This is a genomic window from Nevskia sp. (assembly GCF_021732705.1).
In the GTDB taxonomy this organism is placed as follows: Bacteria; Pseudomonadota; Gammaproteobacteria; order Nevskiales; family Nevskiaceae; genus Nevskia.
Genome location: NZ_JAKFUM010000004.1, coordinates 32,841 through 47,443, shown reverse-complemented (window position 1 = coordinate 47,443; position 14,603 = coordinate 32,841). Strand labels below are relative to the sequence as shown.

The 14,603-nt window shown below is 68.8% G+C and carries 10 protein-coding genes; 5 read left to right on the top strand and 5 right to left on the bottom strand.

All coding sequences use genetic code 11. The annotated features are described in order from the left end of the window. Positions 1 to 195 precede the first annotated feature (195 nt). Positions 196 to 1,548: a hypothetical protein gene (locus QZ951_RS04855; RefSeq protein ID WP_292999143.1), complete on the top strand. Its 1,353-nt coding sequence runs from the start codon at positions 196 to 198 to the stop codon at positions 1,546 to 1,548. A 24-nt stretch (positions 1,549 to 1,572) separates the two neighbouring features. On the opposite strand, the gene astA is transcribed toward QZ951_RS04855, so the two are convergent. Then, the gene (gene astA, locus QZ951_RS04850) at positions 1,573 to 2,604 is read right to left on the bottom strand and encodes an arginine N-succinyltransferase (RefSeq protein ID WP_292999141.1); all 1,032 of its coding nucleotides are present in this window, start codon (positions 2,602 to 2,604) and stop codon (positions 1,573 to 1,575) included. A 246-nt stretch (positions 2,605 to 2,850) separates the two neighbouring features. Here astA and QZ951_RS04845 point away from each other — a divergent pair, with 246 nt between their 5' ends. Then, positions 2,851 to 4,269 carry a hypothetical protein gene (locus QZ951_RS04845; protein ID WP_292999139.1) on the top strand — a complete coding sequence of 473 codons (1,419 nt, stop codon included), beginning with the start codon at positions 2,851 to 2,853 and terminating at the stop codon, positions 4,267 to 4,269. 290 nt (positions 4,270 to 4,559) lie between these two features. After that, the gene (locus QZ951_RS04840) at positions 4,560 to 5,849 is read left to right on the top strand and encodes a hypothetical protein (RefSeq protein ID WP_292999137.1); all 1,290 of its coding nucleotides are present in this window, start codon (positions 4,560 to 4,562) and stop codon (positions 5,847 to 5,849) included. 112 nt (positions 5,850 to 5,961) lie between these two features. Here the strand turns inward: QZ951_RS04840 and QZ951_RS04835 are convergent, their stop codons facing one another. Next, positions 5,962 to 6,315, bottom strand: coding sequence for a tRNA-binding protein (locus tag QZ951_RS04835; RefSeq protein WP_292999135.1), 354 nt, complete (start codon positions 6,313 to 6,315; stop codon positions 5,962 to 5,964). Between the two features lie 4 nt (positions 6,316 to 6,319). Next, a complete protein-coding gene (locus QZ951_RS04830; RefSeq protein WP_292999133.1) occupies positions 6,320 to 7,564 on the bottom strand; it encodes a hydrolase in 1,245 nt (414 codons plus the stop codon). Between the two features lie 277 nt (positions 7,565 to 7,841). Between QZ951_RS04830 and QZ951_RS04825 the strand changes: the two genes are divergently transcribed. Next, the gene (locus tag QZ951_RS04825) at positions 7,842 to 12,149 is read left to right on the top strand and encodes an Ig-like domain-containing protein (RefSeq protein ID WP_292999131.1); all 4,308 of its coding nucleotides are present in this window, start codon (positions 7,842 to 7,844) and stop codon (positions 12,147 to 12,149) included. Between the two features lie 130 nt (positions 12,150 to 12,279). Here the strand turns inward: QZ951_RS04825 and QZ951_RS04820 are convergent, their stop codons facing one another. Further along, positions 12,280 to 12,870, bottom strand: a complete 591-nt coding sequence (locus tag QZ951_RS04820; protein WP_292999129.1) for a TetR/AcrR family transcriptional regulator — start codon at positions 12,868 to 12,870, stop codon at positions 12,280 to 12,282. Positions 12,871 to 13,046: 176 nt separating this feature from the next. Here QZ951_RS04820 and QZ951_RS04815 point away from each other — a divergent pair, with 176 nt between their 5' ends. After that, positions 13,047 to 13,466: a PaaI family thioesterase gene (locus QZ951_RS04815; RefSeq protein WP_292999127.1), complete on the top strand. Its 420-nt coding sequence runs from the start codon at positions 13,047 to 13,049 to the stop codon at positions 13,464 to 13,466. A gap of 66 nt (positions 13,467 to 13,532) precedes the next feature. Here the strand turns inward: QZ951_RS04815 and QZ951_RS04810 are convergent, their stop codons facing one another. Continuing rightward, positions 13,533 to 14,528, bottom strand: a complete 996-nt coding sequence (locus QZ951_RS04810) for an MBL fold metallo-hydrolase (protein ID WP_292999125.1) — start codon at positions 14,526 to 14,528, stop codon at positions 13,533 to 13,535. Between the last annotated feature and the right edge of the window lie 75 nt (positions 14,529 to 14,603).

Below are 14,603 nucleotides of genomic sequence, written 5' to 3'. Positions count from 1 at the left end.
GGGCCCGGCGCGTCCGGCATTGATCGAACGCACGTGGCGGACGCGGCGCGCACGCCGCTGCCGCCCGGGCGTCGCGCCGTTTCGCATGGGCGTTTGCACGGGCTTGTCCGCGCCCGGCGATGCTGGCAGGGTTTCGTTGCGCCGTCCGGGCGTCTGAATCCGGGAACCATCGGAATGTTTCGAGAGGCACATCGCGTGGCCCGCCTGCTGGCCGCCCTGCTGGTGACGATGACCGCGCTGGCGATCGATGCCGCGCCGCTCGGGCCGGAAACGCCGGTCGTTCCGGAAGTGGCGGCCACGCGGGTCGATCCCGCGGTGGCGGTCAATGCCGCCGGCGTCAGTGTCGTCGTCTGGCGCGATCAGGCGGCCGGCGTCATCGAGGCGCGCCGCTTCGCCGCCGATGGCCACGCGCTCGGCCCGGTGATCGCGGTCAGCGCGCGGCCGGGCAACGGCAGCGATGCGGCACCGAATGTCGCGATCAGCGACAGCGGCGCGTTCACCGTCACGTGGCAGCGCGAAGTCGCGGTATCGGTGCCGGGCCTGTCGTCGGCCACGCAGAACGTGATCCGCCGCTTCGGCGCCGATGGCGAGCCGCTCGGCGAGGCCGACGTGCTGGTCGAGGCGCAGCGCTTCCAGGCGCTGGGCGCGCCCGTCATCGCCGGTGACGGCCAGGGCCGGCAGTCCGTGGTCTGGTCGCGATTCACGATCACGCTGCGCAACGGCGCGGTGATCCTGCCGCGCTACTACCGCAACGACATCGTTCGCGGCATCAGCGAAATCGTCATCGACCAGTTCGCGGCCGACGGCGGCCGCCGCGGCGAGCGCCAGACCGTGGGCACGCGCGGCACGGTCGATCGCGATGCCGCATTCGCCGTCGACGGCGTGCAGGCCGATTTCGACAGCACCCGCGGCTTCCGCGGCTATGACGTGGCGATGAACGCCTCCGGCGACGCCGCCGTGACCTGGTCCGACGAGGACTACTTCACGGTCGGCCTGTACGTAAGGCCCGTGCCGACGCCCCTCGGTGCGCGCGTCGTCGATTTCCACGCGCGCCGCTATCGCGCCGACGGCAGCGCGGCCGGCGAGGCTGAAACCGTGGCCACGCTGGCCTCGGCCAGCCGCATCGCCGACGAACGTACCGCGCCGCGCATCGCGCTCGACGATGCCGGCACGATGACGATCGGCTGGACCGATGCCCGGACGATCGCGTTTCCGCAGGGCACGGCCTACGTCAAGCGCATTGCCGCGAACGGCCTGTCGCTGCGCAGCGCGATTGGCTCGACGCCGGGCTTCATTCCGCTGCCGCCGGTGCTGGCACCGCTCGACGCCGGCCGCAGTGTCGCCGTGCTGACCCAGGGCGGCACGCTGGAACTGGTGGCGCAGACCATCGGCGCCAACGGCCGCAGCGCCGGCGCGCCGCTGCAGGTCTCGCCGTTGCCGAGGATCAGCGGTCTGCCGGCGGTCGCGGCGCAGCCCGACGGCGCGCATCTGATCGTCTGGACCGCCGAGGGCGGCAGCCTGATGATGCGGCGCTTCGGAAGGCCGTGAGCGCCCGCCGCGCGTCGCGGGACCTCAGTCGAGCGGGCTGAGCTTCACCGGCTCGCCGTCGGCGACGCCCAGCGCGGCGGCAACCGCCGGCGACAGCGGCGCCCGGCCGTCGGCCCACGCTGCCGGATCGAGCCGCGTGGCGAGGCAGCGGAAGCCGCCGATGCCGGTGTTCGAGACCAGGCACAGCGGGTCGTCATCACCTGCCGCGACCGCGCCGACCACCGCCGTCAGCGACTGCGCGCGACGGATGCTGCGGATTTCGTCGAGCGGCGCCTCGACGCTCGGCCCGCCGTCGAAGATGTCGATGTAGCCCTGATAGCGGAAGCCTTCCTGCTCCAGCAGATGCAGCGCCGGCACCGTCTGCGGATGGACCTGGCCCATCACCTCGCGCGCCGACTGCGGCAGCAGCACGGTGTAGATCGGATGCGGCGGCATCAGCTCGGCGATGAAGGCCTTGTTGCCGGTGCCGACGATGTGCTCGGCGCGGTCGTAGTCCACCGTGAAGAAATGCCGGCCCAGCCCTTCCCAGAACGGCGAGTGGCCGTGCTCGTCGGACACGCCGCGCATCTCCGCGATCACCTTCTTCGCGAAGCGCTGCGGATGGCAGGCCATGAACAGGAAGCGGCATTTCGACAGCAGCTTGCCGGCCCCGGCACCGCGAAAGCCCGGCTTCATGTACAGCGAGCACAGCACGCTGGTGCCGGTCAGATCGTTCGACAGATACAGGGTCGGCACGCTGTTGTAGATGCCGAGCTCGCGCGAGGCATGCACGGCAAGGCCCACGCGGTAGTTGTAGAACGCCTCGTCCAGCCCGCAGGCGGCCTCGATCGCGCAGCAGGCGCCAATCTCGCCGGTGTCGGATTCCTCCATCACGAACAGGTAGCGCTCGTGACCCGGCGTGGCGATGGCGGCGGCGAACGAGGCTTCGCTCAACGCGATCTTCTGCGCGAGGAATTCCGGCACCGGCGGCAGCGAGGTGAAGCCGGCGCCGGCGGTCTCGGCCATGTGGACGAGGGCCGGCAGGTCATCGGCGCGGATCGGTCGGATGATTTTCATGATGACGTCGACAAGGCGGATCGGGCGCGCAACCGGCGGCCTCGCGATCCGTGAGGTTGGAGCCGGGTCCGGACGACGCCAGCGATGAATGCCGCAAGCTTAAGACTTCCCGACGCGGGGCGGCCGCCCGCGTGTCTTCGTGATCAATGATCGAAATCAATGACGACCGGTTCACCACGGGCGCTAGCCTTGCATCAATCTCGGCAGCGTACGACGCCGGCGCCGCCGTTCGACCTGTGAGATCCCATGGTCACTGCTTTGCATCGCTCGCGAATCACCGTTGCCGTCGCCGTTGCCTTGGCATTCGCGGGTCTGCCGCTCGCAGCACTCGCGCAATCGGCACCGGGCACACCGGTCGGTCCGGCGTTCGATGTCCGGCCGGAGTCGGCGTCGTCGCAGGTCGGGCCGGCCGTGGCGCGTTCGGTGGCCGGCACGGTGATCGTCTGGCGCGATGCCGCGAGCAACGCGATCGTCGGCCGACGCTTGGCCGTCAACGGCGCACCGCTCGACAACGGTTTCGTCATCGCCAGCGCCGTGCCGACGGTCACCGTGGTTGCCGCGCCGGATGTCGCGATCGATGCTGCCGGCAACGTCGTCGTGTTCTGGCTGCTGAGCGATGCCCGCGACGCCGACGTGCCGAATCGCCGCCCGTCCCGTGTGCAGGGGCGCCGCTACACCGCCGATGGCGTGCCGGCTGGCGCGCTGCTGACGCCCGATGCTGCCGATCCGACCGCCACCCATTCGGTGCCCGCGGTGGCGATCGATGCCGACGGTGACTTCGCGGTGTCGTTCAAGCGCGGTTTCGCGCGCATCGCGTCGAATCGTCTGACCGTGACCCGGGAGGATTCCGTCGCACAGCGCTACGGCCGCGACGGTACGGCTCAGGGCGCGCTGATCACGGCCGACAGCCGCGTGGCCACGGCGTTCGATGGCACCGTCGGCGGCTTCTTCTTCAATGGCGGCATCGACCTGCAGACCTTCACCGGGTCCGAAGTCGACGTCGCGATGGATGATGACGGCGATCTGGCGCTGGCCTGGGTCGAGCAGGCCGCGAGCGAGAGCAGCTTGCGCCAGTACCCGCTGTTCACGCGGGTTCAGACCCAGGCGAGCGATGTCATCAAGGTTCGCCGATACACGGCCGCCGGTGCCGCGCGCGGGCCGGTGCAGCGCGTGACCACGGCGCGCTATTTCGGGCCGGCCAGCGGGCCCTCGTCCGGCAGTTCGATCTTCCGCGCACCCAGCATCGCGATGGCCGCCAACGGCGACCATGTCGTGGCCTGGAGCGAGTCGTCCCGCAGTTCGTTCGCCACGACGATCAACGCGCGGCTGTACGCGGCCGATGGCAGCGCGCGCTCGGCGGAACGCGCGTATGCGAGCTTCGACGATGCGCTGCTGGCGGATCGCGCGGCGGTGGCGATGGCCGCCGATGGCACGTTCGTGCTGACCTGGAACGAAGGGGCCGGCATCGCCGCCCGGGTAGTCGCCGCCGGCGGCGAGCCGCTGTCCGACCGGGTGCTGGTGTCGCCGCGGGCGTCGTCCGACGTGCTGTCCAGCCCCGACGTGGCCATCGGCCGCAGCGGCACGATCGCCGTCACCTGGACCCGTGGCACCGGCTTCGCCAACGCCGGCCAGACCGTTCGCGCCCGGCTGCTGGCCGGGCCTTGAGCGCAGGACCGTCAATCCCGGCCGCGGCCGTCGCTCGGGCCGGCCGTTCTGGACGCCGCTGAATTCTTGTTGCCACTTCGACCATTCCGCTCATCACCATAGGCCGCTCCTTCATGAATCACCATGCCGCGCCCCCGCGGGTTCCGCCCCCGCGACGACGTCCTGCGTCCGCCATCACCGTTGCCTTGCTCGCGTTCGCATCCGGCAGCAGCGCTGCGGCACCGGGTGCGCCGGCGGGGCCCGCGGTCGACATCGACGCGACCGCTGGTGTCGCACAAACGTCCCCGCGCGTGGGCCGTGCCACCGATGGCACCACCGTCGTCGTCTGGGAACAGTCGGCAGGGCGGGGACTGCAGTCGATTCGCGGCCGACGCTTTGCGGCTGACGGCAGCCCGCTGGACGATGGCTTCGTCATCGCCGTCGTCGGCGCGCCTTTCCAGGATTTGCGCGTCGTCAGCGACCTCGCAGTAGCAGCCGATGGCTCGTTCGCCGTGGTCTGGTCGGTGTCGCGAGTCGACTTCCCGCAGCCATTCACGATCGCGACGTCGGTGCTGATGCGGCGCTACGCCGCCGACGGCGTGCCGATCGGCGAGATGATCGAGGTCGCGAACGACGCGGACAGCATCGCCTCGATCCCATCGGTGGCGATCGATCGCGATGGCGACACGATCGTCGGCTGGTCGTCGTCGCGGGTGCGCTTCGGGGAAAATCGCTACGCCTTCATCATCTTCGCTGGCGGGGCCGTTCGCGGCAGCCTCGACGAGCGGCGCATCGTCGCCCGGCGGTTTGACCGCAACGGCCGGCCGATCGGTGAGCGGGTCGACGTGGCGCGTCGCGCCGAGCGGGATGCCACCGGCGTCGTGGCGTCCATCGCCGCAACCGCCGTGGTCCGGGTGACGCAGGAGATCGATGGCGTCGATGTCGCGACGGATGACGACGGCGACTTCGTCATGACCTGGCGCGAATCGCTGACGCCTCAGTTGTACGCGGGCGTTCCGGTGCCGCTGTCGACGGGCACCCGGGTTTTCAGCGCGCCGCAGGCGGTGACGCTTCAGTTGCGCCGGTTTACGAGTACCGGCCAGCCGCTGGATTCCGCGCCGGTCCTGATCCGCGCCCCGGGCGGCAGTGTCGCCGGTGGTCAGTTGTCGTTGCCGGTGGTCGCGCTGGCCAACGATGGCTTGGCCACGGTGTCCTGGTGCGAATCGCAAGGGCTCGGAACGCGGATTCGGGTTCGGCAGGTCCCGCCGCAGACGGGTCTGGCGGTGGATCGCGCCAGCATCCCCGTGGCGTTCGACTGTTCGACCCCGCGCGTCGCGATCACGGGCCTTGGCGATGGCCGTTATGCCTTGGCCTGGACCGATTCGATCGCCAATGCGCCGCAGCCGGATGCCGGCGCCGTCCGCAGCCGGGTCTATGCCGGCAACGGCGAGCCCCTCGGTCCTGTGGTCGACGTGGCAACCGTGCCCGGGCAGCGGCTGCTGGAGCCAGCCGTGGCGCTGGTGCCTGACGGCGCGCTGTCACTGGTCTGGACCACGTCCGAGCCCCGGACCGCGCGGTTGCGCCAGTATCGGGCCCCGTAGCCGTCGCCGTCATCGTCGCAGTCGGTTCAAAGCGCAGGCGTCTCGCGGCAGGGCGGCATGGCTTCTTGGGCAATCGGCGTCGTGGCTGATCCCGGGATGCCGCCGGAGACGGTCAGTACACGCGCATCCCGTTTTCAACCGGCTGATCGACGCTCAAGGTCACCAGTCCGGTCGGGGAGTCGACCGCTAGCACCAGGCACTCGCTGAGCACGCTGGCCACCTGCCGCGGCGCGAAGTTCACGACCGCGATCACCTGCTTGCCGATCAGGTCTTCCGGCGCGTAGCGCTCGGTGATCTGCGCGCTGCTGGTCTTGATGCCGAGCGCGCCGAAATCCAGGGTCAGCTTGTACGCCGGCTTGCGCGCCTTCGCGTTCGGTACGCAAGCGATCACCGTTGCCACGCGCAGGTCGCAGGCGAAGAAGGTCTCCGGCGGGATGGTTGCAGCGACGTTCGAGTGGTCGTTCACGCCGTCAGGCCCAGCTGACCGCGCCACTCGCCAGCTTCAGCATCAGCCCGGCGTTGAGTTTGGCGCGTTCGGCGAGGCTGGACAGGCGCATCCATTCGCGATCGGAATGGATGTCGCCGCCGACCACGCCGAGGTTGTCGACATTGGCCAGCCCTGCCGCGGCAAGGTTGTTGCCATCGCAGCAGCCACCGGTCGGGCGGAATTGCAGGTCGAGGCCGAGGTCGCGGCCGCAGTCGCCGAGCAGGCTTTGCAGGCGGGCAGTGCCGGCCGAGATGATCTTCGGGGGCCGGGTGAAGCCGCCGAAGCGTTCGACCTTGAAGCCGTCGCGGTCGTTGGCGCGGGTCAGCATCAGATCGAGCTGCTCCTCAAGCCAGCATTCGTCCGACGGCTGCGAGGTACGCACATTGAACTTGAGCACGGCGCGATCCGGGACGATGTTCAGTGCACCACCGCCGTGCGTGTAGCCGAGGTTCAGCGTCAAACCGGGGCGCTGGCCATTGAGGCGGTGCAGCGACAGCGCCAGTTCGGCGGCCAGTGCGATGGCGTTGCGACCGTCTTCGGGGTTGCGCCCGGCATGGGCGGCGCGGCCTTCGATCACCAGATCGAAATTGCCGCTGCCCTTGCGCTCGGACGCCAGACCGCCATCGCTGTACGCGGGTTCGAAGATCAGGCCGAAATCGTTGCGCGACGCGGCTTCCAGCAACAGCGGAGCGGAGCCCTGACTGCCGATTTCCTCGTCCGGATTGAACAGCACTTCCCAGCCGATGCGATCGGCCCACGGGCTGCGCTCCAGCGCGGTCAGCGCCAGCAGCATGACCAGCAGGCCACCCTTGAGATCGGCGACGCCGGGGCCGTTCAGCACGTCATCCGAAATCTGGCGCGCTTTTTGAAACGGATGACCGCTTGCGAATACGGTGTCGAGGTGGCCGCACAGGAATATTCGCAGCGCTGCATCCGGACGCTTGCGCAGCCGTATCGCCTGACCAAGGGGACGCAGCAACTGCTCGCCGCGGTCACCGGTGCTGCGATACGGCGCGACCGCAATGTGCTCGACCGTCGCGTCGAGACCGGCGAACAGCTCGATCAGTCGGCTGCCGGTGGCATCGACGCCAGCGGCATTGAAGGTTCCGGAGTTCAGGTTCGACAGCTCAATCAGCGTGTCGCGCAGCGGCAGCGCGTCAGGGTCGATGCCGGCAAGCAGTGCGGCGATGGTGGCGCGGTCGGTGGCGGCAGCGGTCGGAAGGCTCATGCCGACGAGTGTAGCGGCAGGATTTCTCGGCCGGCAGACGCAGCAGTTGTGCCGCCATCGGGGCCAACGTGCCGACGGGGAATTCTGTTCGATGGTCTAGTTCGTTTTTGCCATGCCGATCTTGATACGGCATCGCAGCTTTGACACATGTCCTTGGCATGATCGGGGAACGTGTGCGCGTGGCATCGGGGTACGTGTCATCGGGGTCTGGCGTCCGGCCGTTCGGTCGATGCCCACAGTTCAACAAAATCAGAGTGGTCAACGGGAGATTCTCGGCATGAAATTAATCAGGCAGGTGGCGGCAGCGTTGTTGCCGTTATCGATGCTCGCGGCACCGGCGTTTGCCCAGCAGGCAAGCGGTGTCGTCATCTCGCAGTTCGCGGTCCGCGGTCCCGTTGGCGGTAACGACGAGTTCGTCGAGATCTACAACGCCAGTTCCGCCCCGGTGTCGATCGGCGGCTGGACGCTGCAGGGCTGCCAGAACGGCACGCCGGGCACGCCGTCGGTGCGCGCAACGGTGCCGGCCGGCACCACGCTGCTGCCCGGCCGCTACTACCTGTTCGCGAACACCGTCGCCCCGACGACCACCAGCTACTCGCTGGGCGTCGCACCGGATTCGACCTATACAGTCGGCGTCACCGATTTCAGCACGGCCGGCTTCTCCGGCATCCGCATCGTGCCGAGCAACAGCACGGCGCTGACCGGCGTCGCCGTCGATGGCGTCGGCAGCGGCGCGAGCCCCTGCCGTGAAGGCACCGGCATCGTCACCCCGACGGCCAACGGCATCAACACCGCGTTCCTGCGCAGCACCGTCGGCGGCGTGGTTCAGGACGCCAACAACAACGCCACCGATTTCCCGGCCGCCGGTCCCGGCGCGCCGCGCAACAGCCTGAGCCCGGCCAATGGCGGCGGCGGTGGCGGCTTGCCATCGGTCAGCCTCAGCGTCACGCCGGCCTCGTTCAGCGAAGGCGGCGGCAGTGCCTCGGTCACGGCGACCCTGTCGGCCGCGTACACCTCGCCGGTCACGGTGAATGTCGTGTTCGGCGGCTCCGCGACGATCAACACGGACTACACCGCGTCGACCACGACGCTGACGATCCCGACCGGCGCCACCAGCGCCAGCCTGACGGTCAGCGCGATCGAAGATGCGGTGTTCGAGGGCGATGAAACCGTCATCGCATCACTCGGCACGCTCAGCGGGGCCACCGCCGGCACGCCGAACACCGTCACCGCCACGATTCTCGACAACGATCCGTCGCCGCCACCGCAGGTCGGCACGCGCATCTATCAGATCCAGGGCGCGCAGCACCGCTCGCCGATGGTCGGCCAGACCGTGACCAACGTCCCGGGCATCGTCACCGCCCGTGCCGGCAACGGTTTCTACATGCAGGACGGTGATGGCGACGGCATCGACGCCACCTCCGACGGCATCTTCGTGTTCACCTCGACGGCGCCGCCGGCGGCAGCGTCGGTCGGCTCGCAGGTGCTGGTCTCCGGCACCGTGCAGGAAAATCGTCCGGGCAACGACGCCGACAACCTGACGGTCACCCAGATCGGCGTTCCGACGGTCACCCCGTATGTCGGCAACGCGCTGTTCCTGAACACCGTCATCACCCCGACGGTGCTCGGCAACGGCGGCCGCATTCCGCCCGCCGACATCATCGACAACGACTCGCTCGGCAATGTCGAGACCAGCCTGACCACGCAGTTCGATCCGGCGCAGGACGGCCTGGATTTCCACGAGTCGCTCGAAGGCATGCTGGTGCGCATCAACGGCACCCGCGCCACCGGCCCGCGCAACAATTTCGGCGAAGTCTGGGTCGTCGGCGATCTCGGTGCCAACGCCACGGGCGCCAACGCCCGCGGCGGCATCACGCTGGTCGAGCGTTCGACCGGTGTCGACTACAACCCGGAGCGCATCCAGCTCGATGACGGCCTGAACGGTGTCGTGATGCCGCAGGGCGTCAACACCGGCGACTTCCTCGGTGATGTCACCGGCGTTGCGACCTATTCGTTCGGCAACTACGAAGTGCTGCTGACGGCAACACCGACGCTGACCTCCAATCCGCTGCCGACCGGCGTGCGCACCATCGCGTTCGGCGGCGATCGTCTGAGCGTCGGTGCCTACAACGTCGAAAACCTCGATCCGGGCGACACCACGTTCACCGCCTTCGGCCAGCAGATCGCCAATGCGCTCGGCGCGCCGGACATCCTCGCGCTGAGCGAAGTCCAGGACAACAACGGTGCGACCAACAACGGCATCGTCTCGGCGAGCCAGACGATCCAGCTGCTGATCGACGCCATCGTCGCGGCCGGTGGCCCGCGCTACAGCTTCGTCACGGTCGACCCGGTCAACAACCAGGACGGCGGCGAGCCTGGCGGCAACATCCGTCTCGTGCAGTTCTACAACCCGTTGCGCGTCAGCTTCGTGCCGGGCACCGCCGGTGCCGGTGGTTCGCTGGACGCCACGGCGCCGACGCTGGTCAACGGCCGCGTGGCCCTGACCCTGTCGCCGGGCCGCATCTCGCCGACCAACACCGCGTTCAACTCCAGCCGCAAGCCGCTCGCGGCGACCTACGACTTCAACGGTCGTCGCGTGGTCATCGTCAACAACCACTTCAACTCGAAGGGTGGCGACGAGCCGCTGCTGGGCGTCAACCAGCCGCCGATCCTGAGCAGCGAGGCGCAGCGCATCAATCAGGCCACGCTGGTGAACAACTTCGTCAGCAGCGTTCAGTCGCTCGATCCCGCGGCGCGCGTCATCGTTCTCGGCGACCTGAACGATTTCGACTTCAGCCCGCCGCTGCGCATCCTGCGGACCGGCGTGAATGGCACGCTGGACACGCTGCGCAACCTCGGCACCGAGCTGATCGCCGATCCGGCCGAACGCTACAGCTACACCTTCGAAGGCAACGCGCAGGAACTCGATCACATCCTCGCGACGCCGTCGCTGCTGGCGGCCAATGCGCAGTACGAAGCCATTCGCCTGAACGCCGAGTACGCGGTGCAGCTCAGCGATCACGAGCCTCTGCTGTCGTCGTACCTGCTGCCAGCCAATGTCGCGCCAACGGCGGTTGCGGTGGCCGTGCCGGCCGTGGCCATCGGTGGCCAGACGGTGACGCTTGACGGCACCGGCAGCACCGACAGCGACGGCACGATCGCGAGCTATGCGTGGGTGCAGAGCGGCGGTCCGACCATTTCGCTGCTGAACGCCGACACCGCCACCGCCAGCTTCGTGGCACCGGCGGTGCGCGAAACGATCACCGTGACCTTCACGCTGACCGTCACCGACAACGAGCAGGCCACCGGTGTGGCCACCGTGTCGGTCCGGATCAACCCGGCCAACCGGCCGCCGGTTGCGGTCGATGACGTGCTGACGCTGGATCAGGACACCGCGGCCACCGTCGACGTGCTGGCCAACGACACCGACGGCGATGGCGACACGCTGACCATCAGCGAAGTCGGCGCACCGGGCTTCGGCACGGCCGTGATCGATGGCTCGCTGATTCGCTACACGCCGAATGCCGGCTTCAGCGGCAACGATTCGTTCACCTACTCGATCGTCGACGGTCGCGGCGGCAGCGCCACGGCGTCGGTCGCGGTGACGGTGAACGACACGGTGCCGAACGCCTTCGCGTTCACGGCCGTCGTCAATGCCGAGCGCAACACGCTGACCACCAGCAACACGATCACCGTGGGCGGCATCACTGCACCGACCTCGATCTCGATCGCCAACGGCAGCTACAGCGTCAACGGCGGCGCGTTCGTCAGTGCGGCCGGCACGGTCAGCAACGGCGACACGGTGGCGGTGAAGGTGCTGTCGGCGAGCAACTTCGCCAACACCACGACGGCGACGCTGAGCATCGGCGGCGTCTCGGCGGCGTTCAACGTCACCACCCGCAACGCCAACACGTTCCCGACGCCGTTCAGCTTCCCGCCGGTGACGAATGCCCCGCGCAACACGCTGATCGTGTCGCAGAGCATCGTGGTGACCGGCATCGAAGCGCCGGCCAGCATCAGCATTGCCGGCGGCGAGTTCTCGGTGAACGGCGGCACCTTCACCAGCTTCGTCGGCGGTGTCGTCAACAACGGTGACTCGGTGCGCGTGCGCGTGCTGTCGCCGGCGCAGTTCACGTCGGCCGTCAACGCGGTGCTGACCATCGACGCCTTCTCGGCCAACTTCAGCGTCGCCACCGAAGCCGAGGACACCGTGCCGAACGCGTTCAGCTTCGCGCCGCGGACCGGCGTGCTGCGGAACACGGTGCAGACGTCGGATGCGATCACGGTCGCCGGCATCAATTCGCCGGCCGCGATCAGCGTCACCGGCGGCAGCTACAGCATCAACGGCGGTCCGTTCGTGACCACGCCGGGCACCGTCAGCAACGGCGCTTCGGTGGTCGTGCGCCAGACCTCGTCGCGTCGCTTCAACACGACGACGACGACGACCCTGACCATCGGCGGCGTCAGCGGCTCGTTCAACGTGACCACCCGTCGCCTGTTCGCCGGCTTCGGCGGGCAGGGCGGCGAGGCGGACATCGAGCTGGCCCCGGGCCTGCTCGACCGTTATCCGGTGCTGCAGCGCTGAGCCTCTGAATCACCCCGGCCCGGTTGACAGGGCCGGGTCGGGTTCGACGACCCAACGGTCGTCATCGAGCCGGAGTCCGGAAACGGGCTCCGGCTTTTTCGTGGGCGCTAGTCGAGCTTGCGGGCGGCAGTCAGGGCGGCGCCGCGTTCGCGGCGAGTCGCTCGCGCGTGTCGGCGAGCACCTGCGCAGCGAAGGCGTCGTCATCGACGGCGCGCGCGATGACCATCGCGCCGACCATGGCCGACAGCGTCATCACGGCAGCCGCGTCCCGTTCGGCGCGATCGCCCGGCGGCAGCTGCGCGCGGACGGTCTCGAGCATCTGCCGGATCTGCGCAGTGGCAACCTGTCGCAGCGCCGGGCTGGCGCGCTGCAGGTCGGTACCCATCGCGGCCAGCAGGCAGCCGCGATCCGGTGTCTGGAGATGACGCTCGGACAGATAGGCCTGCACCAGCGCCTGCAGCGGCGTCTGCGGGTGCGGGCGGCGCTCGACGGCACGGGTCAGCGATGCCAGCGACTCGCCGGCCGCCTGCTCCGCGGCCTCGGCCAGCATCGCGTCACGCGAGGCGAAGTGGGCGTAGAAGCCGCCATGCGTCAGACCGGCCTGCTGCATGACATCGGCCACTGCCACACCGGCTGCGCCGCTGCGGCGCAGGGCGCGCGCGGCAGTCTTGACGATGCCGGCGTGGGTCTCGGCTTTCTTGCTGCCAGGGGTTCGGGTCATCGGCGGCTCCGGGCGGATCGGCGTTGGCGCAGCGAGAGGGCAAGGCGATGCCGAGGCGCGGGGGCGTCGACGGCCGTACCCACGGCAAGGCACTTGCGCATGATCAAAAATATGATGATCATCATATTATGACGTCGAGGCCGACGTCGACCACGACCCATCCACTGGAAAGTCCCATGAGCGACCTGCGTCCGGAATTCGGCATCGATTTCTTCATGAAGCTGCAGCCCGGCACCCTGCCGGACCTGCTCGGGCTCGAAATTGTCGAGGTCGGGGAAGGGCTGCTGAAGGGCCGGATGAAGGTCGAGCGCAAGCACTACGCCCCGAACGGTTTCCTGCACGCGGCCAGTGTCGTGATGGTGGCCGATACCTGCGCCGGCTACGCCACGGTGGCGCATCTGCCGAAGGCTGCCAAAGGCTTCACCACCATCGAGCTGAAGACCAATTTCTTCGGCACCGCGCTAGAGGGTTACATTCACTGCACGACGACGTCGAAGCATCGCGGCCGCACGACGCAGGTCTGGGATTCGGAAGTGACCAACGACGCCGGCAAGCTGATCGCGTCATTCCGCTGCACGCAGATGGTGCTGGCCTAGCGTCGCCACGCGGGCGCGGGGCAGCAGTTCGCCGCCGACCTGCGGTGGCCTGCGGCACGGTAACGCTCAGAGGGCGCGGGTTTCGCCGATCTTCATCACCCAGGCATGGTCCGCGGTGTAGCCGGCCTTCGCTGCCGCCGCCGTGAAGCGTGCTGGCGGCTCGAACGCTGGCTCGGTGGTCAGCGCGATCGTGCCCCAGTGCATGGCAACGACACGCCGCGCGCGCATCGCGCGGCCGATGCGCACCGCTTCCTCCGGATCGGCGTGGACGGCGCGCATCAAGGCACGCGGTTCGTAGGCGCCGATCGGCACCAGGCCGAGATCGAACGGGCCGAAGCGCTCGCCGACGGCCTCGAACACCGGGCCCCAGCCGGTATCGCCGGCAAAGAAAACGCGTTGTCGCGTCGATGTCAGCGCGAAGCCGCACCACAGCGTGCGGTTTCGATCGAACGGCGTGCGTGACGAGAAATGCACCGCAGGCAGCGCCGTGACGGTCAGGCCGCTGTCGGCGTGGGTTTCGCCCCAATCGAGCTCGTGAATGCGGCGGAAGCCGAGCCGGCGGATGATCGGTGCGAGGCCCAGCGGCACCACGAACGCGCAGTCGCGATTGCGCGCCGACAGCTGCCGAAGTGCGACGGCATCGAGATGGTCGTAATGGTTGTGCGACAGCAGGATGGCATCGAGTTTCGGCAGCCGGTCGATGTTGATGCCGGTGCCGGCAAAGCGCTTCGGACCGATGCCGGGTATCGGTGCCGCATACGGGCTGAGGTAGGGATCGGTCAGCACGGTGCGGCCGTCGATGCGGATCAGGAAGCAGGCATGGCCGAGCCAGGTCAGCGTGTCCTGTTCGCCGAACGACGCGAGCTGGGCAAGCGCCGTCGCTTCATCGAGCACGTGTCCGGCAGGCACGGCCGGCTGGCGCAGCGACTTCGGGCCGAAGCTGACATCGCGCAGGAAGCGCAGCCAGTCGGCCGTGGTACCGCGCGCTTGCGGACTGCCGGCCGGATTGTGAAAGCCGCGGGCGTTGCGGTGCGGTGGCAATGCCGGGTCGTGGTCGATCATCGGTCGGTACTCGATCGGAACGGAAGACAGGACATTGGGCACTTGGCGCGGCAGTGCGCGCCGACAACGCGAAAG

Excerpts from the sequence above, each read along its gene's own strand:
- astA (WP_292999141.1), bottom strand. The coding sequence starts at position 2,604 with ATGAAAATCATCCGACCGATCCGCGCCGATGACCTGCCGGCCCTCGTC.
- QZ951_RS04845 (WP_292999139.1), top strand. The coding sequence starts at position 2,851 with ATGGTCACTGCTTTGCATCGCTCGCGAATCACCGTTGCCGTCGCCGTT.
- QZ951_RS04830 (WP_292999133.1), bottom strand. The coding sequence starts at position 7,564 with ATGAGCCTTCCGACCGCTGCCGCCACCGACCGCGCCACCATCGCCGCA.
- QZ951_RS04825 (WP_292999131.1), top strand. The coding sequence starts at position 7,842 with ATGAAATTAATCAGGCAGGTGGCGGCAGCGTTGTTGCCGTTATCGATG.
- QZ951_RS04820 (WP_292999129.1), bottom strand. The coding sequence starts at position 12,870 with ATGACCCGAACCCCTGGCAGCAAGAAAGCCGAGACCCACGCCGGCATC.
- QZ951_RS04815 (WP_292999127.1), top strand. The coding sequence starts at position 13,047 with ATGAGCGACCTGCGTCCGGAATTCGGCATCGATTTCTTCATGAAGCTG.
- QZ951_RS04810 (WP_292999125.1), bottom strand. The coding sequence starts at position 14,528 with ATGATCGACCACGACCCGGCATTGCCACCGCACCGCAACGCCCGCGGC.